General features: G+C 55.8%; 19 protein-coding genes and 1 pseudogene. 10 read left to right on the top strand and 10 right to left on the bottom strand.

All coding sequences use genetic code 11. The features are described from left to right. Window positions 1-48: 48 nt before the first annotated feature. From dctP to ACRZ95_RS16905, 3 genes are all read right to left on the bottom strand, one after another. On the bottom strand, window positions 49-1,059 hold the full coding sequence (dctP, locus tag ACRZ95_RS16915) for a TRAP transporter substrate-binding protein DctP (RefSeq protein WP_170680028.1): 1,011 nt from the start codon (window positions 1,057-1,059) through the stop codon (window positions 49-51). Between the two features lie 125 nt (window positions 1,060-1,184). Continuing rightward, window positions 1,185-2,525, bottom strand: a complete 1,341-nt coding sequence (locus ACRZ95_RS16910) for a sigma-54-dependent transcriptional regulator (protein ID WP_170680030.1) — start codon at window positions 2,523-2,525, stop codon at window positions 1,185-1,187. Continuing rightward, entirely contained in the window at window positions 2,522-4,252 is a 1,731-nt protein-coding gene (locus tag ACRZ95_RS16905) for an ATP-binding protein (protein ID WP_170680032.1), read from the bottom strand. The genes ACRZ95_RS16910 and ACRZ95_RS16905 overlap by 4 nt, the downstream gene beginning before the upstream one ends. Before the next feature lie 130 nt (window positions 4,253-4,382). Between ACRZ95_RS16905 and ACRZ95_RS16900 the strand changes: the two are divergent. Beyond that, window positions 4,383-5,139, top strand: a pseudogene (locus ACRZ95_RS16900) (IS5 family transposase). A gap of 172 nt (window positions 5,140-5,311) precedes the next feature. Here ACRZ95_RS16900 and tolA read toward each other — a convergent pair. The 6 genes from tolA to ACRZ95_RS16870 form a co-directional block, all read right to left on the bottom strand. Then, complete coding sequence (tolA, locus tag ACRZ95_RS16895; RefSeq protein ID WP_170680034.1) at window positions 5,312-6,019, bottom strand: TonB family protein; 708 nt, start codon at window positions 6,017-6,019, stop codon at window positions 5,312-5,314. Window positions 6,020-6,132: 113 nt separating this feature from the next. Further along, the gene (locus ACRZ95_RS16890; protein WP_170680036.1) at window positions 6,133-6,528 is read right to left on the bottom strand and encodes an ExbD/TolR family protein; all 396 of its coding nucleotides are present in this window, start codon (window positions 6,526-6,528) and stop codon (window positions 6,133-6,135) included. Next, a complete protein-coding gene (locus ACRZ95_RS16885; protein ID WP_170680038.1) occupies window positions 6,525-6,896 on the bottom strand; it encodes a biopolymer transporter ExbD in 372 nt (123 codons plus the stop codon). Before ACRZ95_RS16885 ends, ACRZ95_RS16890 begins: the two co-directional genes overlap by 4 nt. Next, window positions 6,886-7,551, bottom strand: a complete 666-nt coding sequence (locus ACRZ95_RS16880; protein ID WP_170680040.1) for a MotA/TolQ/ExbB proton channel family protein — start codon at window positions 7,549-7,551, stop codon at window positions 6,886-6,888. The genes ACRZ95_RS16885 and ACRZ95_RS16880 overlap by 11 nt, the downstream gene beginning before the upstream one ends. A 4-nt stretch (window positions 7,552-7,555) precedes the next feature. Continuing rightward, entirely contained in the window at window positions 7,556-7,954 is a 399-nt protein-coding gene (locus ACRZ95_RS16875; protein ID WP_480555272.1) for a hypothetical protein, read from the bottom strand. Window positions 7,955-8,015: 61 nt separating this feature from the next. Next, complete coding sequence (locus tag ACRZ95_RS16870) at window positions 8,016-10,055, bottom strand: TonB-dependent receptor domain-containing protein (protein WP_170680042.1); 2,040 nt, start codon at window positions 10,053-10,055, stop codon at window positions 8,016-8,018. Between the two features lie 239 nt (window positions 10,056-10,294). On the opposite strand from ACRZ95_RS16870, the gene ACRZ95_RS16865 reads away from it, so the two are divergent. From ACRZ95_RS16865 to ACRZ95_RS16845, 5 genes are all read left to right on the top strand, one after another. Then, window positions 10,295-11,347 (top strand): ChuX/HutX family heme-like substrate-binding protein, encoded by a 1,053-nt coding sequence (locus tag ACRZ95_RS16865; protein WP_170680044.1) that lies wholly within the window; start codon window positions 10,295-10,297, stop codon window positions 11,345-11,347. Beyond that, window positions 11,347-12,198, top strand: a complete 852-nt coding sequence (locus ACRZ95_RS16860; protein ID WP_170680046.1) for an ABC transporter substrate-binding protein — start codon at window positions 11,347-11,349, stop codon at window positions 12,196-12,198. The genes ACRZ95_RS16865 and ACRZ95_RS16860 overlap by 1 nt, the downstream gene beginning before the upstream one ends. Continuing rightward, window positions 12,195-13,268 carry an iron ABC transporter permease gene (locus tag ACRZ95_RS16855; protein ID WP_170680048.1) on the top strand — a complete coding sequence of 358 codons (1,074 nt, stop codon included), beginning with the start codon at window positions 12,195-12,197 and terminating at the stop codon, window positions 13,266-13,268. The genes ACRZ95_RS16860 and ACRZ95_RS16855 overlap by 4 nt, the downstream gene beginning before the upstream one ends. Window positions 13,269-13,270: 2 nt before the next feature. After that, the gene (locus ACRZ95_RS16850; protein ID WP_170680050.1) at window positions 13,271-14,044 is read left to right on the top strand and encodes a heme ABC transporter ATP-binding protein; all 774 of its coding nucleotides are present in this window, start codon (window positions 13,271-13,273) and stop codon (window positions 14,042-14,044) included. Between the two features lie 1,383 nt (window positions 14,045-15,427). Beyond that, window positions 15,428-17,611 (top strand): esterase-like activity of phytase family protein, encoded by a 2,184-nt coding sequence (locus ACRZ95_RS16845; protein ID WP_170680052.1) that lies wholly within the window; start codon window positions 15,428-15,430, stop codon window positions 17,609-17,611. Window positions 17,612-17,783: 172 nt separating this feature from the next. On the opposite strand, the gene ACRZ95_RS16840 is transcribed toward ACRZ95_RS16845, so the two are convergent. Continuing rightward, entirely contained in the window at window positions 17,784-17,915 is a 132-nt protein-coding gene (locus ACRZ95_RS16840) for a hypothetical protein (protein WP_480555268.1), read from the bottom strand. A 442-nt stretch (window positions 17,916-18,357) separates the two neighbouring features. On the opposite strand from ACRZ95_RS16840, the gene ACRZ95_RS16835 reads away from it, so the two are divergent. From ACRZ95_RS16835 to ACRZ95_RS16820, 4 genes are all read left to right on the top strand, one after another. After that, window positions 18,358-19,395, top strand: a complete 1,038-nt coding sequence (locus ACRZ95_RS16835) for a GlxA family transcriptional regulator (RefSeq protein ID WP_170680054.1) — start codon at window positions 18,358-18,360, stop codon at window positions 19,393-19,395. Between the two features lie 96 nt (window positions 19,396-19,491). Then, window positions 19,492-20,631, top strand: coding sequence for a ring-hydroxylating oxygenase subunit alpha (locus ACRZ95_RS16830; protein ID WP_170473975.1), 1,140 nt, complete (start codon window positions 19,492-19,494; stop codon window positions 20,629-20,631). 96 nt (window positions 20,632-20,727) lie between these two features. Next, a complete protein-coding gene (gene betC, locus ACRZ95_RS16825) occupies window positions 20,728-22,260 on the top strand; it encodes a choline-sulfatase (RefSeq protein WP_480555266.1) in 1,533 nt (510 codons plus the stop codon). 1 nt (window position 22,261) lies between these two features. Further along, on the top strand, window positions 22,262-23,056 hold the full coding sequence (locus tag ACRZ95_RS16820; protein WP_170680056.1) for an SDR family oxidoreductase: 795 nt from the start codon (window positions 22,262-22,264) through the stop codon (window positions 23,054-23,056). Window positions 23,057-23,208 lie beyond the last annotated feature (152 nt).

Below are 23,208 nucleotides of genomic sequence, written 5' to 3'. Positions count from 1 at the left end.
GAAAAAGGCACCCGACGCCAGCTTGGCCGACGCCGGGCTGTGAGTGGATTAGCTACCGTTTGCGATCTTGCCAGTCACAAGGTCATAAAGCTCTTGTGCTGGCAGGCCGCGCTCGGTGTTTTCTGCAATCCAGGCCTCGGCCGCGGGGGCGGCAGCGGCTTCTTTGAACGCTGCGATTTCTTCATCGCTGAAAGTGACCCGTTCAATACCGCGTTGATCCAACTCTGGGCCCCACGCTTCCATCGTTTTGGTCTGGTAGTGGCTCACGTAATGATCCAGTGCCTCTTCCACCGATCCCAACAGCGCTTTGCGGTGTTCGTCAGATAAATCTTCCAGCGCCAGCGTGTTCACCACGACAGGGCAGTTGACGGTGCCGGGGTTGAGGTTCGTCGTCCACCACGTGCCGTTTTCAATGGTGCCAAATGACATATGCGCATGTGGCGCAAAGCTGACCGCTTTGACGATGCCACTATCCATTGCCTGGCGCACTTCGGATGCAGACATCGAGGTCGGAACTGCCCCAACCGTCTCCATCGCTTTACCGATGCCGCCGGTCGCCCTTACGCTTAGACCTTCAAAATCGGTTAGAGATTTCGGCGCTTCACCGACACCCACAAGGTTGTACTGCGGCAGTGGCGACGGCATCAGCAGAGTCGCGTCCCAGCGGGCCAGATCCTCAACAACGGCCGGGTGTTGATAAACGGCCATCGACAGATCAATTTCTTGTTCAAGGGATGTCACGCCCAGAAACGGCAGTTCCATGACAGTGATCGAGGGGTTCTTGTCGCGGTGATAGCCTGCGCAGAATTGGGCCATTTCAAACGCACCGATCGAAATCCCATCGAGGTTTTCTTTGTTCTTCGACAAACCGCCATAGCTGATGTTGAGTGTGAACTCACCGTCCGTCTTTTCGCTCACCAATTCAGCAAGTTTCTCGACGTGTTCGGTAAAGGCACGACGCTTGCCCCACAGGGAAACGTTCCATTCGACAGCCAGCGCTTCGGATGCAACGGTCAGTGACAGGGCGGCAATGGCCGCCCGGTTAAGATGTTTGCGCATATTGGCTCCTCCCAGATCACGCAATGTGTTTGGGCAGAGTATTCAGGATGCGCAGCAGCCTGCCTATGAAGGAAAACGCGCGGGAAATTTCTGTTCCTCTGCGGATATCCGCAGAGTGGTTTCGCTTACAACAGCGCCTCTTTGTCGAGACCGAGCTTGACGATCTTTTCATTGAGCGTCCGGCGGCCAATCCCAAGCGCTTCGGCGGCGGCATCCATGCGGCCTTTATGTGCCTTGATGGCTTTGCCGATGAGCTCGCGCTCAAAAGCAGCAACCGCCTCGCGCAGTGTATCCGGTACTTCGTCAAAGTGTTGATCGCTGTGTATAGCCTGCGCCATCGACCCTCCTCCGCGTCGCGCCGCTAAAATGCGCCGTTCGCAGACATGGCGCAATTCTCGCACATTGCCGGGCCAGTCATGGGCAAGCAGAGCGGCCAAATCGTCCTGATCAAGCTCTGGCGCGTCAATCTCATAAACCTGCGCGTATTCGCTCAAGAAATGCGTCGCCAGCAGAACCAGATCATCCCGTCTTTGCCGTAGCGGAGGTAAAGTAAGGACGACAGTATTTAGTCGAAACAATAGGTCCTGACGCAGGCGGCCTTCCTCGGCGGCCAGTACAACGTCTTCGTTGGTTGCTGACACGACCCTGAAACTTACCGGCACCGGCGACACAGCCCCCACCGGCAGGACCTGCTGATCTTCGATGACCCTTAGTAGCTTGGCCTGCGCCGCTGGTGGGCACGAGCAGATTTCATCCAGAAACAAGGTTCCGCCCGATGCCGCCACAAGCCTGCCGTCAGATTCACCTGCGACCCCGAACATTTCCGCTTCAAACGTATCGGCCGACAATGCGGCGCAGTTCAGCGCCAAGAACGGAGCCTCCGGCGCGCGGCCCAAATCATGTAAAGCATGGGCAACCAGCTCTTTCCCAGTGCCGGTATCCCCCTGCAACAAAACCGCAACCGACGTATCGGCAAGGTCAAGTACGTCTTGTCGCAGGTCTGTAATGGCGTCTGTTTGGCCCAGCAGGATGCGGTCAAGCCCTGACAGTTTGAATAGCCGATCTTTAAGGCGGGCATTGCTTTTCCGCATTCGGTTTTGCTCGGCCGCGTGCCTCAGCACCGTCAGCAATCGCCGAGGTTCATATGGCTTTTCGATAAACCCATACGCCCCGTCCCGTATAGCCTGAACCGCCATCGGGATATCACCATGTGCTGAAATCAAAACCACCGGAGGCGCCACATGCCTGTCCAAACTGGCCAGCAATTCAAGCCCCGTCATGCCGGGCATACGCACGTCGGACAGAATGACATCGGGCGACGCGCTGACCAGATACTCCGTCACCTGGGTCGCGCGCGAAAGGGCGCTAACAGTCCAGCCAGCGGCTTCGAGCAACTCGACAAGAGAATGTCGCATCGATTTGTCATCATCAACGATCAGAACTTTGAAAGGTTGCTGCTGGGTCATTCGTCCGTTTCTTCAGTATTTGAGGCCATCGGGAAGGTGACGCGGAAAATTGTTCCTCCACCATCGCGGTTACGGGCCGTCATTGTGCCATCGTGATCTTTGACAATGCTGGTGGAAATCGCCAGTCCTAAGCCCATGCCTCGCCCGCTCTCTTTTGTGGTTACAAATGGCTCTTGCAACTCAGCCAGCGTTGCCTCGCCCAATCCGTGACCGTTGTCCTGAATTTCCAACACTGCCTCATCATCAGAAGCCGTGATAGAGATTTGGATTTCAGGCGCATCCGCTTCTTCCGTAGCATCTATGGCATTTCGCAAAAGATTGGTGATGACCTGTTCGACCCGCAGGGCACTGCCCCGGATAAAGACCGGAACAGTCGGCGCATCAACTGAGATTTTCACCCTGCCCTGCTCAATGTTTGGCGCAACCAGAGCCAAAGCGGCATTGACCGAAGTAAATAAGTCTACGTCATCAAACGCCTCATTCTCTGACCGTGCAAAGAACCGCAATTGGCGCGTGATCCCTTCCATCCTGTCGACAAGGCTTCCGATTTTTTGCGGCAACTTGGTCTCACCGGTAGATGAGATCTCTGCTGCCACCAGGTGATTGCGCATCGCAGCTATGGGCTGGCCCAATTCATGTGTGACCGACGCGGAGAGTTGCCCCAGAGCCGCCAGTCGGCTTGCGCGCTCCAACTCGCTCTGGGTGCGTTTGAGGCTACGTTCGGCTGTCTTGCGGTCGTCGATTTCGATGGCAAGCCGTTCATTCGCCTCGCGCAGCTTTGCTTCTTCTTCTTCGGACCGCGCCAAGGCCGCGCTTACGCGTCTCGCGCGTTGTATTTGGAAGAAGATAAATGTGAGCCCCGCCAAAAGGACAAAAATTGCAGTTACAAGCCAACTGCGCGCTACGGCCTGATCGTCACTCGCAAAGTAGTGAAGCGACCAGCCATGAGGTAGATCCTTAGCTGCAAGATGCAGGCGCTTCGTCCCCGCAATTCTGGCCTGGTCTCCCGGCAACTCAACCCAATCCAACGCATCTAAGTCTCGCCCCGGAAACTGCCTGGCATCTCGAATTCGCTCTCGCTGTGGTTCCGACAATGGCGTCAACGCGCGATATTGCCAATCCGCGTTCGAAGACAGCAGAACGACGCCGTCTTCATTGGCCAAAAGGACCTGTTCGCCCGAGTTTTTCCAACTATCCTGAAGATCAGAGAAGTCGATCTTGATTGCTACGACACCTGTTGGAGCTCCTCGGTCGTTCAGCACTGCGTTCGCAATGAAGTAACCCGGCAAACCCGTTGTGGCCCCGATGGCGTAGAAGCGGCCCTGTTCACCAGAAATGGCACTTTGGAAATACGGGCGGAAAGCATAGTTCTGGCCAACAAAGCTCCCTATTTCGCGGTAGTTCGATGCGGAAATCGTGATCCCGTCTTCGTCCATCAAGTAGATCGCATCCAGACCTGCCTGTTCGGCAAAATCCTCAAGGCGTCGGTTCAATGTTCCGGTGCCATCGCCTTCGGCTGTTCCAATTACAAAGGAGTCTTGTGACAGCACATATGTAAGGTGGGAAAATCGTTCGAGTTCGCTGTTCACCGAGCTTTGGTAAAGAGAGAGCCGGCCCTGAGCGTTCGAAAGCTCCTCCGAAACGAAGTATTGGTAGGAAACCAAATAGAGGCCAAAGCTGGCGGCAATGGCTACTACAATACCTAAAATATGAGAAGCTGATCGCATTGACTGCCCATGAACTGCGACAGCATAGGATCACAGTAGGTTTTAGCCGTCCATCCCAAGAGTTATGGGGTCAGGACCCATGATTTCCTTCGGACGGTATGATTCACGTTTTGAAAACTGAGATTTGAACATATCAGATCAATTTTGGCTGACAGAAGCGCAGATGGCTTGTCCTGGGCCTTTCTTCCCGAAGTCCCATGGCAAGCCATGAGTTGAAGACCGGCGCGTATTGAGCGGGTTTCTCGTCATCAAAATCGAAGGCATGCGATAGCGTGATGCCCCGGCGGTATCTGGGCCTCATAAGACGCGGTACATCCGTTGGAAGCTGTGGAGCGATAAGGGCATCTTCGCCCGGATGATGGCTGCTCTGGCCACCGCGCATGGCGAAGAGAAGACCGTGATGATCAACGCGACTTACCTGAACGCGCACCGCACGGCGACCAGACTTAGCGTCAAAAAGAGGCGCGTGAACGCCTAGTAGGTCGGCGCCAGCCTACACTTACACGAAGCTGAATGCCATCTGAGATAGTTTGGGCAAACCGATCAACCTCCTTGTCACTACCGGTCTGGTCAGTGACTAAATTGGTGCACCGGAGTCGTTAAGCAGCCTTCCGGACGTCGATTGGCTACTCGGTGACCGGGATTGTGATGCCGGCTGGTTCAGAGAAGCGTTTAAAAACAATTTGATCAGCGCCTGCATCCTAGACCGCAAACAACGCGAGACCCAGGTCAAATACGACAAGCGCAGGTACAAACGCCGCAACCGGATCGAGATCATGTTTGGAAGGCTTAAGGACTGGCGGCGCGTGGCAACCCTATACGACCGCTGCCCGAAAGTCTTCGTCTCTGCCATCACCCTCGCTGCACCCGTCATCCCTTGGCCATGATTCCTGGCCCTAAGGTGGCAAATCTCCCTCATCGGAAGCATCAGTGCGGCTATTGCATAGCTTAGCTAACGCGTACTATCTGGCATTTTGAGATCACCCTTCGCACTCGCGCTGTCGCAATCTGGTGCTGATCATATGGTTCTTAAAACTTTCCTCCCTCGTGCATTCACCGCTACTTGCTCAAAATTTCTATAGTGTACTCGCGACGGGCCCCGACAGGCGGAATTGGGAAAGGTGCGGCCGTGCGCACCTGTGACAAGGCGATCTGGTCCAAACGCTTTGAACCTGAACTGCGGGCAATGTTGGCCGATACCAAAGCTCCGCTGTCAGCGATGCGAAACGTCACCAGAACCGCACCGCGGATGTTCGCGCTTTTGCGTCGCGCGCGGAGGATCTTGCGTTTGACTTTCCCCGCGTAGTTGGTTGCATCGGCATTGCCTTGAGCCGAGGCCGTGCGGGCTGTTTTTGCTGCGCCAGCTTCTCCCTTGGCGGTTTCGCCTGTTGTACTGCCTTTTTTTTGAGTGCGTTCACCATTGCCTGCCTTCACAGCGAGCTGGGCGACTTTCTTTTTCTCAAGTTCTGGGCTTTGCACAGGTGTTGTTGCAGGTCTGCGTTTGGGCTCAATCTCAGGCCGTTTGGCTTGGGTCAATTCGGGCTGGCTTGTTTTAAGAGGATCCGTCGCTTTCAATGCTTCTTTCGCCGAAGGCGCGACCTGTTTTACGATAGGTTTTGCAGTCTTCACTGTCTGCACCTCGGGGTTTGCTTGTTTTATTGGTTGATCAGGCTCTACAGTCGTTTTCCGGGCCGTGGTCGGCGCGGATGCAATGGTTCCAGCAGTGAAATCCTTAAAGGACGTCCCAAGCGCCGCAGTTTCGACCAAGCCACCACCTTCGATTTGCGTCACCGTTTGTGGGCCAAAGTCATGCAAAGCAAGACCGTGGGTCGCAGCAGCCAACACGATCGAAGATGCGGCTATTGCGCGAGAACTGGGGATCATTGCAGCGCTCTTTGTGTGATCACAAAGACCTTTTTTGCGCCTAGGGCACGAAGCGCATCGCTAACCGCTTTCAGCCGCACCGCTGGAAGCGCGCGGTCGGGAACCAAGCGTACTACTTCCAGCGGCAGGTCAATTGAAGCGCGTTCAACATAGGCTTCAACATCTGTCAGCTCGGCCCCGCGATACTCGAGCACACCATCGGCACGGATGACGAGCGCATCTGGCGGCTCGCGCCCTTCAAGGTTCTGCGTTTCAACCAGTTGCACCGAGTTGCCAAGCGGTGGGGCAAGCGTACCCGCAATCATGAAGAAAACCAGCATCAGGAAGACGACGTTGATCAGAGCAATTGTGGGTTCTCGGGTTCGCCTCGCCTTTGGTTTCAGTTGCATCATCCGATCACCTGCGTCCGTAGGTGAGCCACGCCTTTCAAAGCCGTCAGCAGGTCAATCAGTTGTTGCGAAGTTGCGTTCTGGCCGAGACTGATCAGTGCCATTTGTTCGGAGGCCCCGTCGAAAAGCTCAGTAACGCTATCCAGGGTTGTTACGGTCCCGTCGACCAGAAGACGATCCTGTTCAAGCTTCACAAAGCGGATCGGGACGTCTTGATCTGACCCTCCTGCCGAAGCCGTTGAAAACTCAATCTCGCCGAATTTCGAGTAGGTTGAAGTAAGCATGAAAAACAGCAGCAGCAAAAAGATAACGTCGATCAACGAGGTCATCGACAGGTGCTTGCGCCGCTTGGTGCGGGTCTCAAGTGCCATGGACAAGAGCTGCCTTTGGCATCTCGGTCGCTTTGCATTCTGCGGCGTGACCAGGTGCGAAAGCGGTGCGTAAGGCACGGTTGGTAAAGATGCGCTCACGCGTCATGCGTGACTCGAACCAAGTCAGCACAAGCGAGGTTGGCATGGCGACGGCTAACCCCGCAGCCGTTGTTAGCAGGGCAACCCAAATGCCGCCAGCAAGCAGTGCAGGATCTACCGAATTGCCTGCGCCTTGCAGGGTCTGGAAGGCTTCGATCATGCCAAGAACAGTGCCGAATAGCCCCAGTAGCGGTGCAAGCTGTGACACCACATCAAGCACGTTGAGGCCCCGTTCAAGCCCGGCAAAGCGTGCTTCGGCCTCGGCATCGGCACGCTCGGACAGCGTGCTGCTATCTCCACTGAATGACATGGCGATCACCGGGGCCAGATAGCTGCGGCTTTTGTCCAGATGCGCCATCGCAACAACCCGGTCCCGGCGGTCCCAGGCTTCAATCGCCAAAGACAGTTCGAAATGGCGACCGACGCCGGCGGCCGCATATTGCCAAAGCTTGTAAATTACGAGCGACAGGGTTGCGACCGAGGTTGTGATCAGGATCGCAACAACCGGCCCGCCAAGCGCAAGGACGTCTGTCAATTTCTGAATGATCGTATCCATTGGCCTATCCAATTATTTCCGTTTCAAGGCGGCTTTTGAGTGTCAGGTTCGACATGCAGGCATTCTGCATGCCTCCTTGATGCGCACATTCCTGAGCGTCGTTGATCAGGATACGAGTGATTTGGTTGCAGGCCATTCCATCGAACTGAAATTGGCGGACCCTAGGACGCCCTGCGGGCATATCCTCGAAATCCAGAAGCGTGAGCAGAGCAACGCCACCTTCGGCGCCGAATAAGACCATTTCGTAGACGGCGCCTTCGATATCGGTGTCATGTTTATTCTCGACCAAAAAGCTGAGCAGGCAGCTTTGGTCGCGTTCTTCCGCAGAACTCAGCTCTATCGAAACGCCACCGGTTTCTTCGGCGGAGGCAAGCCCCGCTCCCAGAATTGGGAGCAGGGTCAACAGGACCAACCGAGCATTTCTTTTCGACGCAATTCGCATAACTGGTCCTTTCATTTTTTGATCAGAAGGTTTTGGCCACTGTCAGCTTGAAGTTCCGGCCCGGCGCATTGCGCGTCGACAGGTTCGGCAGGTAGTTTTTGTCAAAGATATTCTCGATACCTGCCCTAACTTCGAACCCTGCAAGCGCGCCTTCTTGCGGGAAGTAGGACGCGCGCAATGTGTTGACGCCATATCCGGCAACCGGGTCGCCTGAAGAATCAAAGCCAGACCTGGCTCCGAAAAGCTCCCAACTGACATCAATCGTTTCGCCAAACCGTTTGCCGAATGTGATCCGCGCCGAATCCGATGGTTCGTTGCGCCAGCGGGTCTCCTGCCCGTTTTCATTGGTTTCCGTGCCGCTTACGACATTTGCGTTAAAGTCGACATAGAATCCGCCAACGTTCGCGTATGATGCTTCAATTTCCACACCGTGCGTTTCGACCTTGTCCAAAAGAACAGATGCTCCGGTAATCGGATTCGACTGATTGTACGATGTGACATCCCGCAAGTTAGTGTCGTAGAAATTCACCTTGGCGCGTATGATGTCGCCCTCGGCAAAGATATCTCCGCGATTGAACGAAAACCCTGCTTCCCAGGTGCGCGATTTCTCGGGCTGGGTCATGAATACCGGGGTACCAAGGTCGTCGATGATGGGCAGGCTTTCAGTGTATGCACCGCCGCCGAAGATGCCGAAACCGTTTGCGAATTCGTACCGCGCCGACAGTCCCCCCATCAGAGCATTGTTATTGTAGCTCTCATCGAAAGGTGCTGTATCGCCATCCCCCTTGATGTCCTGCGTTTCGTAACGCAGCGCCGGTGTGATGGTCAGTTGATCGCCGATCTGAATGTCATCGACAGCGAACAAGGCAATCCGACGATCGGTCCCACCCGGGGCTGACGGAGCATCCAGACGCTCTCGATTGATGAACTCGATCCCGGCTCGAAGATCATGCGAAGCGATTCCAGTTTGGAAATACGAGGTATTCTTGATCGTCAGTTTGGTGGTTTCATAGTTATGTGACGCGTCCGCAAGAGCCCGAATGCTTGGGAAAAACGGAGTTCCCTCTAAGCTGGAAGAGCCAGGAACATAGCTGCTGTCGATGGACTGCTCGGAATAGCTGAGGTTCACATCCAAATCGATCAGATCGTTGTCTGCTGGCCGGTATTGATATCGCAGGATGCCAATCCGGGTTTCGATATCACGATCCACATTTCCAAAAGCGTCTGCAGATGTACCGAATGAGTCATATGGAACGTCCCGTTCTTCCGAGGTCGATTGGTTCCATGATGCGGTGATAGAATGCTCCAGATTGTCGCCGAAGCTGTATTTACCCTTCGCCAACAGGGAAGGCAGGGTAAAGGCGCTGTTGCCGATCGAGCCGCCATTCCCGTCTTCCTGATCGTCTTGATCGCGATAGGTGTAGTTGAACAGAAACTCGGTCTGCTCGTTCGGCTGCCACGCCAGAATCGACGATGAGGCAAAGCCGCTTCCGTTCGAATAGCCTTCCAACGTCTGACGGAACCGGAAGCCGGGCTCACCGCCGGTGAAATCCGAGGCGTCTTTGGTTTCCAATTGAACCACGCCTCCCACGACGCCCGAACCGAATTCGAAGGACCCAACAGTGCCCCGAATCACCGACACGCTCTTGTAAAGTTGTGGATCGGTGAAGAGTTGGTTGCCGATCCGATACAGCTCTTCCGAACCGGTTGTTGCCCCGTCGATCAGAATGAGAACCTTCTGGTCGGTACCGAAGGTGCTGTTGGCGCCGAAGCCCCGAATGTTGATGCCAGACCCCTGCGGTGTCGAGCCATTCACCAGAGTCACACCAGGCACGGTGTCGATCAGCTCTGCAACCGTGTTGGCCTGACGGTCATTGATCTCTTCCTGATCGATATTGGTGATCGGTACAGCGGTGTCGGTCTGGATTTCCCGTTTGCTTTCGCCCAGCTCAAGTGTGCCCAGGAACCCATCATCCTGTTCCTGCGCCCAAGCGGCCGCTGCGATCATACTGAGGCAAGAGGCGGTGCCAAGCAGGCCCGCCTTTCGAATTGAAGCACGCATTTCTGTCCCTTCGAGTGGTTTGAGGACCGGAGATGCTTGCAGTTCGCTGGCTAAGGTCAGTCTTTTTTGGTGTTTTTTTGGAATCGCCTTTCAGCGATGACTTGTGCTCGTTAATAAAGCTTACTAAAATAGTCAACATATTTCCGTGACTGAGTTTGCAGTCACTGCCAGCGGGCCAACGACGCGATCATGGGCCAGGCCAGCGCTTCACAAAACCACTCGAAGTTGGGAAATCCACTATGGAACAGGTGCTTATGGCCCCTCAGGATATTCGTGCCGCCTATGCAGAGAAGGCTGGCAAACGTGATCGCGATCTGGCGGAATCACTTGGTTTGTCCGAAGGGCAGCTGGTGGCGGCCTTCGCTGGGTACGGCACAACAAGGCTGAGATCAGACATGGATGCGCTTTTTGGCCAGTTGAACGGGTTGGGAGAGGTCATGGCGCTGACTCGCAACCCTTCCTGCGTGATCGAGAAAGTCGGGCAATACGACAACTATCATCCCGGCGCCCATGCTGCGATGGTCCTAACCCAAGAGATTGACCTGCGCATGTTCCCCAGCCATTGGGTTCATGCCTTCGCGGTCGAGCGTGAAACGAATTCCGGAACACGCCGCTCGATTCAAGTATTTGATGCGGCCGGAGATGCGGTACACAAGATTTTTCTGCGGGACGGCTCGGATCTGGATCACTGGGCACGTCTGGTTCAGACGCTGGCCGCAGACGACCAATCGCAGACGATGGCTGTCGAGCAGCGCAAGCCAGCCGAGGCACCCAAGGCCAATCCGGACAAGGCTGAAATCCTGCGCAGCGAGTGGGCCAAGATGACGGATACGCATCAATTCCTGCGCTTGACGTCAAAGCTCAAGATGAACCGGTTGGGGGCATATCGTATTGCCGGTGCGCCACTGGTTCGGGCGCTTGACCCAAACACAATTCCGCAAATGTTCGAACAGGTGCGCGACCAAAGACTTGAGGTCATGGTCTTTGTCGGCAATCGCGGTTGCATTGAAATCCATGGCGGCCCAGTCAAAACCCTGAAACAGATGGGGCCTTGGTTCAACCTGCTGGACCCGGATTTCAACCTGCATCTGCGCACCGATCATATTGCCGAAGTCTGGGCCGTCACTAAACCGACCCAGCGCGGACCCGCTGTTTCAGTTGAAGTATTTGATGCCGAAGGCGGTTTGATTTTCCAGATATTCGGTCGACGCGCAGGCGAGACCGATCACCGCCCCGCCTGGGACGCTTTGGTTGCCGGGCTATCAGACATAGCCGAAAATGAGGTGATGTAGTGCGACTGCTTCTATCTTTCTGCACGGCTGCCTTACTCTCGGCCACAGCGCTGCAAGCCGAGGAAAAACGCGTGATCGCGATTGGCAGTTCGGTTACCGAGATCATCTATGCTCTGGGGCAACAAGACCGGCTCGTGGGCCGTGATCGGACCTCAACTTACCCGGCCGATGCGATGGACTTGCCGGATGTGGGCTATAGGCGCGCTCTGTCACCCGAAGGCGTGCTGTCGGTCGCACCCGACCTGATCTTGGCATTGGAAGGCTCCGGCCCGCCAGATGCCATTTCGGTGCTCGAAGAAGCCGGTGTGGAATTTGTCACCATCGATGATGAGTTTACTCGCGATGGGATAGTGGAAAAAATCCTCGCGGTGGGCGCCGCTTTGGGCGTTGAAGCTGAGGCTGAAACGCTTGCTGCAAACGCCGCGCAACAACTGGATCAGGCGCAAGAGAGTGCCTCAGTCGCCGCGGGTGCGGACCCATTGAGCGTGTTGTTCATTCTTTCTGCACAGGATAGAGAAATCACCGTCGGTGGGGCCGATACACAGGCAGATAGCATTATCAGAATGGCGGGCGGTGAAAACGCTGCCGCAGGCGTCGATGGCTTCAAGACCATGACACCAGAAGCGTTGGCTGTCACAACGCCCGACGTGATCCTGATGATGGAGCGGCGCGGCAATCACGCAACTTCGGACGAGGACCTTTTTGCAATACCCGCGATCCAACTGACCCCGGCAGGGCAGAATAAAGCCCTGATCCGTATGCCGGGTGCGTATCTTCTGGGCTTTGGCCCGCGTACAGCGGATGCGATTTCAGACCTATCGGCGGCGTTGCAAAACGCGAGCGGATCATGACGCTGGCGTTAGACCACGGCGCTCCGATGCGCGCCGACGCGCGAAGGATCAGGGCCAAGCGCGTGACGCTGTCTCTAATTGTCGTCCTGACCGTAACAAGTGTGTTCAGCGTCTCGGTCGGAGCGTCTGACGCCTCGCCAGCGATTGCAGTATTGGATTTACTTCAGGGGCGCGAGTTGTCGGACCTGAACCGGATCATTCTGTGGGACATCCGCCTGCCCCGTCTGGCGATGGGAATACTTGTTGGTGCGGCGCTGGCAGTCTCGGGCGTGGTGATGCAAGGGCTGTTCCGCAATCCGCTGGCCGATCCTGGCATTGTCGGCGTGAGCGCGGGTGCTGGGTTGGGCGCGATAGCAGCCATCGTCTTTGGTGGCCTCCTGCCTGGCACGGTCCTCGCCTGGGTAGGCGACGGGCTGGTTGCCGTTGCGGCCTTTTTGGGGGGATGGGCCTCGGTTCTGATCCTTTATCGGGTGTCCACGCGCCAAGGGCAGACATCGGTCGCCACAATGCTGCTTGCAGGCATTGCACTGGCGGCTTTGGCCGGAGCTGTATCCGGAGTGATGATCTACATGGCTGACGATCAGCAACTCAGAGACCTCACCTTCTGGGGCATGGGCTCACTGGCTGGTGCGACGTGGACCAAGGTTGCAACGGCTGCCCCGATTATTTTGGCTGCAATTATCTGCACACAGTTTCTTGCCCGTGCTTTGAACGGTTTGGCGATGGGTGAGGCTATTGCTCATCACATGGGTATTCCAGTCCAGCGAAGCAAAAACCTCGCGATCCTGACGGTTGCTGGGGCAACTGGTGCCGCCGTTGCCGTGTCGGGTGGCATAGGTTTTATCGGAATCGTGGTGCCGCATCTGCTGCGTCTCAGCACTGGACCAGACCACCATCGCTTGCTGATGAATTCAGCTCTGCTGGGGGCCACGCTGCTGTTGTGCGCAGATATGATCAGTCGCGTGATCGTTGCTCCGGCGGAGCTACCAATTGGGATCGTGACCGCGATCCTTGGCGCGCCGGTGTTTTTCTGGATCCGGCTTCGACGCCACGGCTCAATGGGAATGTAAGTATGAAAGCTGAGAACGTTCGCGTACAGATCGGAAGCACAGAGATCCTGAAAGGTGTGGATTTTCAGGCGGAGCCCGGGCAAGTCACAGCCATTATCGGCCCGAATGGATCCGGTAAATCGACTTTGCTGAAAGCACTGTCGGGAGAAATCCAAAGCTCCGGCAGGATCTCATTGAACAGTCACGACATCACGGCACTAAAGCCTTGGGAATTGGCTGCCATACGAGGCGTTCTTCCGCAGTCTACAACCGTGGCTTTCCCCTTCTCTGTGCACGAAGTCGTCAGGCTCGGGTTGGCGAATGGCTTGGCTGCCGAAGACGACACGTTGCCGTCTCGGGCATTAATGCAAGTTGACCTCGGAGGCTTCGAAACGCGGTCCTACCAGAACCTATCTGGCGGTGAGCAGCAACGCGTTCAGATGGCGCGAGTTCTGACGCAAGTCTGGGACACCAAAGATCTGGATCAGCCGCGCTGGTTGTTGCTGGATGAACCCGTTGCAAGCCTGGACGTCGCACATCAGTTCATCGTTTTGCGCATCGCGCGGGACTTCGCGGCCCAAGGCGGTGGTGTTGTCGTGGTTATGCACGATCTGAACCTGACAGCTTTGTTCGCCGACAGTGTATACATTCTGAGCGAAGGCAAAGTCTGGTCATCTGGTGTTGTGTCCGACGTTCTCAACAATGAGACGATGCAGCAGGTTTACGGTATCGACTTGCCGATAAACACGGTACCTGCAGGCGGGATGCCATTTGTTCTACCGCAGGCGATGATGTGAATTCGAAGGTCCGTACGTTTTTCTAAACGTGAAAGATACCGTGAGCAAGATACCAATGGGTCCGGTGCATACCCCGTTTCCACGATGCATCAACGGCTCAAAGCGGACATCCGTCAGTACACAGGGATGCTGCCATGCGGCCCGCCGAATCTGCCATTCGCTGCAAGCGCAAAGTTGCGCTGCCTTCAGAGGTCGGCAACGCAACTTTGCAGCCTTCTGCATTTTTGCTCCAAAGAACCACAGTCAACCCAAAGCTACCATTGGTCTGAAGTGCAAACACTAAGGCCGTCGTCTCTCCTAATTGGGAATCACAAGTTTTTGCAAACTTGGTTTTCGGGTCACATTTTGTAGAGGAATCCGGTCAGGCAGGAGCCATCTTTACATGCGTGATTTATGGCGCCGGAGGTTTCGCCCAAAACAAAATCTACCCTGCTTGAAAACTGGAGCCCCTGAAAATCTGAGTAGCGATAACAGGTACAACTATTGAAACGCCAGCATGAAAAAGGGGTGTCGGGGCTGAAAAACCGCATGACTTAACTGCAAGGTTACACCATGTACCAAATTCGCAAGGTCTATGCCTTCGAACAATGAAGGTGCCAATGTGGGCCTAATATCTTGAGCTTTTTTGCGGCACATACTTTGATTACTACTATGATGATGCGCGATCAGTATTAGAACAGAGCGGCCGCCAACTTGCGCGTCCTCTTCGTTATTTTCTCTTCAACAATAGATTGTTACGGAATTTCCGGTTAACTGGCAGTTGAGGGTCGGGTATTGGGCCACTTAGTCGGCCAATGGCAATGCAGGTATAAGGTTGCGGGTGCAGGCTCAGGTAGTTCTTTCTAAAGGATAGGCCGAGGCCATCTTGGGCAAAGTGTTGTTGATCTAAGTACGAAGGATGATTGGCTATTTGCGGCACAAGGCCGACCTTGTCTAAATATATTAATTTCCGCGATTGCGCCCCTTCCTTAAAGACATTCGCTGCAAGTGCGATGCCGTCTAAGCAGCAGACTGCCAACTTTCAGAAGTATGCAATTAGGCTTCGTCCAATTTGATAAACCAGATCATCCCCACGCGACTAATCCATGGGACAATCCGTATGGGAAATAAGGACACAGCGACAGGAGGTTTGCGCCTGAACGAGTTTGCCACGGTTGGCTCATGTGGAAGCACGGGACGCGACCAACACGAGTATCTCGCCTCGGATAAAAACGCTGAATACTTGCAGCACCACCTTTGATCTGACGGTGTTCGAATTGGTCACTGAATACGATGCGAACTTCACTTTTTTACGTTTGTCACCAAACTGAATCCAAACCGTCACAAAACCGCAATGACCCGGGTTCATCCCCTTCTCATCCAAGTGAGAGAGGATACCACCCGATGTCGTTGCGCTTTGTCTGCCTGACATCTGCCCTTGCCCTGACCGCCGGCCAGGCTTCGGCAGAAATGAATTTCAACCGAATTGCTTCTTTCCCCGTCGTTAAGAATATGGCCGAGGGAACTGATACCGAACGTGAGACCTCACCCGAGATCATCGCTGCGACTGCAGACGGGATGACGTTGGTCTATACAGATAGCCCGTTAGGTGTAATCGGCATGGTCGACATCACCGACCCAGCGAACCCGGCACCTCTGGGCGCGATGGAAGTGGGCGGCGAGCCGACGTCAGTTGGGATCGTTGGTGGGACGGCTTTTGTGGGCGTGAACACTTCGGAAAGCTACACCGCCCCGTCGGGCAAACTGATCTCGGTCGACATCGAAGGCAAGGCGGAAACCGGCGCCTGTGATCTGGGTGGTCAACCCGACAGCGTCGCGGTTGCCCCAGATGGCAGCTTTGTCGCCGTGGCGATCGAAAACGAACGCGACGAAGACCTGAACGATGGCGTTATCCCTCAACTGCCTGCTGGATCGCTGGCGCTGGTACCGTTGAAGGATGGCGCGCTGGATTGCTCTGGCATGAAGATGGCCTCGCTGACCGGCCTGGCAGACGTCGCGCCCACCGACCCCGAGCCTGAGTTTGTGGACATCAACGCTCTGGGCGAAACCGTCATCACCCTGCAGGAAAACAACCACATCGCGGTTGTTGACAAGGACGGGAACGTAGTCAGCCATTTCTCGGCTGGCGCGGTTGATCTGGAAGGCATTGACGCCACGGATGAGCGCGGCGCGCTGATCTTCACCGAAAGCCAAGAGGGTCGCCTGCGCGAGCCTGATGCGGTGAAGTGGATCGACGACAACCATTTCGCCACCGCCAACGAAGGTGACTACGAAGGCGGCTCGCGCGGCTGGACGATCTTCCACAAGGACGGCATCGTTGTTTACGAGAACGGCACCGATTTCGAGAAAGCCATCATCCAGATCGGGCACTATCCCGACAAACGCTCAGACAGCAAAGGCGTTGAGCCCGAAAGCGTAACCGCAGCCACGTTCGGCGGCACGCCGATGATCTTTGTGGGGGCCGAGCGCGCCTCGGTCGTGGGGGTCTATGACGCCACCGATCCGGCCAACCCGGTTCTAAAACAACTGCTGCCCTCGGGCGTGGGGCCGGAAGGCTACGTTGCTATCCCTGAGCGCAACCTTCTGGTCTCGGCCAATGAAAAAGACCTGATCGAAGATGGCGGTCCGCGTGCTCATGTGTCGATTTTTGAGTATCAGGATGCCCCCGCCGCTTATCCGCATCTGACCTCCGCTGGCGCGGATGAGTTGATCGGATGGGGTGCCCTGTCCGGTCTGGTCGCAGATGAGGATGGCATCATCTACGCGGTTAATGACAGCTTCTACGGCTTCCAGCCTTCGATCTTCAAAATCGACCCCAGCCAGACCCCGGCCCGCATCGTGGACGTCGTTCGCATCAGCCGTCAGGACGGCAACCCGGCGCAAAAGCTGGATCTGGAAGGTATCACGCTGGATGGCAAGGGTGGCTTCTATGTCGCCTCTGAAGGCCGAACCGACCGCGTCATCCCCCACGCGATCTACCATGTCTCGGCCGAAGGCAAGATCAAGGACCGCAAGGGTGAAATAGGCCTGCCGCCGGAACTGATGGCCGTCGAAAATCGCTTCGGGTTCGAAGGCATAACCAAGGTTGGAGACACCCTGTGGATGGCAGTTCAGCGCGAATGGAAGGACGACCCCAAGAACCACGTGAAACTTGTCGCCTATAACCTTGAAGCCAAGGAATGGGGCGCAGTGCACTATCCCAAAACTGACCCGGAAACTGGCTGGGTAGGTCTGTCGGAGATCACCGCATTCGGCGACCATGTTTATGTCATCGAACGAGACAACCAGCACGACCACCGCGCAGTGACCAAGAAAATCTACCGCATCCCGCTGTCTGAAATGACCCCGGCCCCGCTGGGCAGTGAGCTGCCCGTGGTTAGTAAGGAAGAGGTCCGTGACTTGCTGCCCGACCTGACCTCGACCGGCGGCTACGTTCTGGACAAGATCGAAGGTTTGGCCATCCTGCCTTCGGGCGAGGCATTCGTTATGACCGACAATGACGGCGTCGATGATGCCTCGGGCGAGACGATGTTCTGGTCGATCGGCTCGGTTTCGGCTGGGAACTAGATCAAACATCAGAAATCAAAAAGGCCCCGCGCGGAGATTGCGCGGGGCTTTTGCATTCAAAGCCAGTTTTGATCCATTTGGCCGGATCGATTCTCATGAACTTTTACATGCAGCCTGATTGGAAAGTTGTTTTAGTCTATAGATTTCTTCGGGGATCTACTTCGAGTGACCATCACGCCTTGGCAAAGTTGAAGAACTCCGACCTGTCATCATCGCGGCCAATTGGGGCGATCTTGCGGTAACGCATCCTGCCATCCCGTTCGGCGCCGAACCCCTTCACATTGTGGTTAATCTCACGGGCCATCAATTGTACTTGGCTCTCATACGCTAGAAAAACCGGCGACCTAGCATGTCATCTCAGGTCTGCCGATTCGTTCGCACATGTGTATTTTGGCGAAGTTTGTGGAATTTTTGGTGTATGGCGAAGTTAGCAACAGCGTATCTCGGTACCCTAACGCTCAAAGACTAAAATGATGTCGTGAAAATTCGACTCAGAAGGACCGTATCACCATTCTGTGTGCTGAATCTGAACAGACCTTTTGGACCCCAACCAGCCTGTGCCAATTTGAGAAAGGCGGCCTTTCAGATCGCTGGCATGTAGGGGAAAAATTTCTTGCCCAAATGAGCCGAATGCGAATTCGACCGACAGGCATTCTTTAAACAGCGACTAACAGACAACACGTGTTGGTCCTGATCGAAATGATAGTCTTGATCAATCCCGACGCCCATTTAACGTAGATGGCCTCATGGCGTCTCAACCAAACAACACTCTGACACTTCTTGTCCTTGTAACTCCAAACTTCAACATGGCGGCGACAGTGGGTTTCATCGACCCGTTTCGCACCGCAAACTACCTGGAAGGCAAGGCACGGTTCCAGTGGCAGATCGCGTCCCTGGACGGCGGTCCTTGCACTGCAAGCAACGGGATGACCATCGACACGATTGCGCTGGCCGAGGTTCAGGAAGGGCGCAAGGATTTCGTGATCGTCTCGTCCAGTTGGGCGCCGGAAGCCTACAACTCGACCCCGCTTCATACATTGCTATGGCGTTGGGCCGGTCAAGGGAGCACGCTGGGCGGGCTGGACACCGGGGCGTTCATCCTCGCCGAAGCTGGTTTGCTCAAGGGGCGTCGTGCCACGGTGCACTATGAGCATATCGACGCGATGAAAGAGCTCTATCCCAATGTCGAGGTCACTGAGGAGTTGTTCGTATTCGACAAGGCCCGCATCACCTGTTGCGGCGGCGCGGCAGCCTTGGATTTTGCCTTGCATATCATCAAGGGCACCAAGGGCGACGCTCTAGCCAATGCGGCAGCACGATACGTTTTTCACCAGACCGTGCGCCCCCAAGGCGCTATGCAAAGTCCGGGACTGGCCGAGCCGATGGGTCAACTGGCCCCCACAGCGGTCAAACTGGCGATAGCGTTGATGGAGCAGAACCTGGAAACACCGCTAAGCATTCCCGAGATCTGTGATTCCATAAACCTGTCACAACGCCAGTTGAATCGGCTGTTCGCGCGGCACGTCAAGAAAACTCCAACCATGTATTATCGTGACATCCGGCTGGACCGTGCACGCGGGCTGGTGACACAGACAGATATGTCTTTGCTTGAGGTTTCGGTGGCCTCGGGTTTTGCCAGCCAGGTTCATTTCAGCCGCGCATACCGCGAACGGTTTGGGCTGTCACCGCGCAATGATCGGGTGGAAGGCCGCGTTCCTTTTGAATTTCGAGCCTGGCCCATGCACCGCAAGACCGATAGGCGGGTGGCGAATAAAGTTAAGTAGACGGCGATCTGTGCACATTGATCATGTGTGAGAGACGCGATCCTATACCTCTGACCGAGTCACTCGGCAGGGTTTTGTTCACAGGAGACGCCCGCAATGACTGAACAGCCAACGTCCCAGCAATTCGCGGATATCTCCAAGGGCTATCACGAAAACCCATCCAGTTCGTTTTCGCTGCGGGCCGAGGCCTATACGGATCCAGCCTGGCACGCTGTGGACCTACGCGAGATCATCGCCAAGACGTGGCAATGGGTCTGCCATGTCGAAAAGCTGCGCAAACCAGGCAGCTTTGTCACGATCGAGATCGCTGGTCAGCCGATAGCTGTGGTACGTGATCGGGAAGGCATTCTGCGCGCGTTTTACAATGTCTGCAAACACCGCGCCCATCAGCTTTTGTCGGGCGAAGGTAATACGACCCGCATCATGTGCCCTTATCACGCCTGGGTTTACAAGTTGGATGGACAGCTGGTGCGTGCCCCGCATACCGAGAATCTGAATGGATTCGAGCCCAAAGAGATTTGTCTGGATGAGGTGCAGGTAGAGGAATTTTGTGGGTTTGTTTATGTAAACCTGGATCGAGAGGCCTCACCCCTGTCGGAGCTGTCCGGCGATCTGGAAACCGAAATCCGCCACTGGGCGCCGGATATCGAAGAGCTGACATTTGCTCATCGACTGACCTATGACATCAAGTCCAACTGGAAGAACGTGGTCGACAATTTCCTGGAGTGTTACCACTGTCCGACCGCTCACAAGGATTTTTGCGAACTTGTCGATATGGACACCTACAAGGTGACCACGCACGGCATCTATTCCAGTCACATGGCAGATGCGGGCAACACGACCAACAGCGCTTATGACGTGTCGAATGCCACGGTGAAAACCCATGCCGTTTGGTGGCTATGGCCCAATACCTGCATCATGCGGTATCCAGGTCGGTCGTCGATGATCATCCTCAACATCATCCCTGCAGGCCCCGACCGGACGCTGGAAACCTATGACTTCTTCCTTGAGACCAAGGAGCCCAACGAGGCCGAGGTCGAGACGATCCGCTATCTGGACGAAGTGTTACAGGTTGAAGACATCAACATCGTTGAAAGCGTGCAGAAAGGGATGAACACTCCAGCCTTCGACGCGGGCCGCATCGTGAACGACCCTGATGGCTCGGGCATGTCGGAACATGCGGTGCACCATTTCCACGGTCTTGTTTTGGACGCATACAAAAGGGCCGCCAGGTGAGTCAGTTTTCCAAAAGAATGCAGTTCCAACCTCCTCCCCGCCCGTGACTGAACGCGCGCAGTCACCGCATATTGGCAGGCAAGGAGGAACAGCATCATGCCAGCAACACCAAATATCGTCGTCGTGATGGCCGACCAATTGGCACCGCAGTTTTGCGGGGCCTATGGCCACCCGGTCGCCAAGACACCGCATATCGATGCGCTGGCCGCGCGCGGGATGCGGTTTGATGCGGCCTATTGCAACTCACCACTTTGCGCACCTTCCCGGTTCGCCTTCATGTCCGGCCAGTTGATCAGCCGTATCGCCGCCTACGACAATGCCTCCGAATTTCGCGCCAGCGTGCCAACATTCGCGCATTACCTGAAAACGTTGGGCTATCACACCTGCCTGTCGGGCAAGATGCACTTTGTAGGCCCCGACCAGAAACACGGGTTTCAGGATCGGGTGACCACCGACATATACCCGTCCGATTTCGCCTGGACGCCCGATTGGGAGTCCCATGATGAGCGCATCGACAAGTGGTACCACAACATGCAGACGGTCAAGGAAAGCGGCGTGGCCGTCGCCACCTTCCAGACCGACTATGACGACGAGGTCGGCTTTGCCGCGCGCCGTTGGCTGATAGATCGCGGGCGCGATCGGGCGCACGGATCGGAAGCGCCTTTCTGTATGGTCGCCAGTTTCATTCACCCACATGATCCCTATGTTGCGCAGCCGGAATGGTGGGACCTCTATAACGATGATGACGTCGACATGCCCGAGTTCACGTTGTCACCTGAAGACCAAGACCCGTTCTCGCGCCGTGTCATGGATGGGATCGAAGCCAGCTATGTACCTCTGACAGACGAAGAAGTCCGGCGCGCGCGCCGTGCCTATCTGGCCAATGTCAGCTTCTTCGACAGTCAGGTAGGCAAGATCGTCAAGACTCTCAAAGACATTGGCGAGCTGGACAACACCATCATCATTGTCACTGCAGATCACGGCGACATGCTGGGTGAGCGCGGCCTGTGGTACAAGATGAACTTCTTCGAACACTCGGCTCGCGTGCCCTTGATCATGGCCGGGCCGGGGGTGGCCAAAGGCCGCGCGCCCAATGCCTGTTCGCTACTGGATCTGTTGCCCACCTTTGTTGATATCGGAGGCGGCACCCCGGAAATGTTTGGCGAAACGGTCGACGGCCGATCACTAATGCCACTGGCGCGCGGTGAAGCCGACCCGGTGGACGAGGCGATCGGTGAATACTGCGCCGAAATGACCCCCTGGCCGGTCTTCATGATCCGACGCGGGCCACTGAAATACATCCATTGCGACATCGATCCACCACAGCTTTATGACCTGTCGGTTGACCCGTTGGAGAAGGTGAATGTCGCTGCTGATCCAGCCTATGCCGAAGCCGCTGCAGGCTTTGCCGCCGAAGTCAGAGCCCGCTGGAACAGCGACCAGCTGCGCACAGATGTGATCGCTACGCAGAAATCCCGCCGCGCGCTTCATGCGGCGATGGAAGCCGATGCTGGTGAGCATTGGGATTACAACCCACCCTCTGATGCCAGCCAGCAATATGTGCGCAATCATATGGATTGGACCGAAGCCGCAGGCCGTTATCGGTTCCCGCCACAAAAGGACGACTGATATGAAACTACAGGGAAAAATCGCCCTCGTAACTGGTGGTCGTGGAGGGATTGGTCGGGCCATCGTCGCGCGCTTTCTGCGCGAAGGTGCTATTGTCTATACCGCCGATCTGACACCACAAGGATCATTGACCAAACATGACGATAATGGCAGCCGCTTTGTTGCGATGAACGTGGCAGACGAGGCTGCGGTAAAAGCTGCGATGGCGAGGATCGAGGCTGACGGAGGCAAGCTCGATATTCTGGTGAACGCCGCCGGGATTGAGATCGAGAAGACCATCGAAGACACCACGCTTGAGGAATGGAACCAGAGCTTCGCTGTAAACTGCACCGGAACCTTCCTGACATCGAAATACGCCTTGCCCCTGATGCGCGCGGCGGCGAAAACCGGCGTTTCGGCCAGCATCATCAATTTTGGTAGCTACGACGGGTTCATCGCCGATCCCGGCCTTGCGGCTTATTGTGCCACCAAGGGCGCGGTGCATGCGCTGACCCGCGCCATGGCTTGTGACCACGGCCCTGAGGGCATCCGCGTAAACGCGATCTGCCCGGGCTATATCGACACACCAATGCTGCAAAGTTTCTTTACCGGCGACGGGTCCGGCGGCGGAGGCAAATCGATTGATGAGCTGCAACAGGCTGTGCGCGACGTACACCCGATGCGCACCTATGGCACACCCGAGGATATCGCGAACCTTGTCAACTGGCTCGCCTCGGACGAGGCCCGCTATGCGAGCGGTCAACTTTGGGTTCTGGACGGCGGACTGTCTGCGCAAGTCCAGCAGATGAGACTGTGATGTCAGAAGCGTTGCGTTCACAAGAGCCGGAGGTCGCCGCTTGGATGCCTCTCTTCGCGTTTGGAGAGATGGCTTGGCGAAAGCCGATCTGGGGCGTACCAGAGAACCAACGCCGCCTCTTCGTTGTCCCTAAGACCTTCGCGGAGCCAACA

It is taken from the genome of Ruegeria sp. AI3, assembly GCF_056541245.1.
The sequence above is the reverse complement of the archived record's forward strand: the minus strand, read 5'-3'. Positions and strand labels throughout refer to the sequence as shown.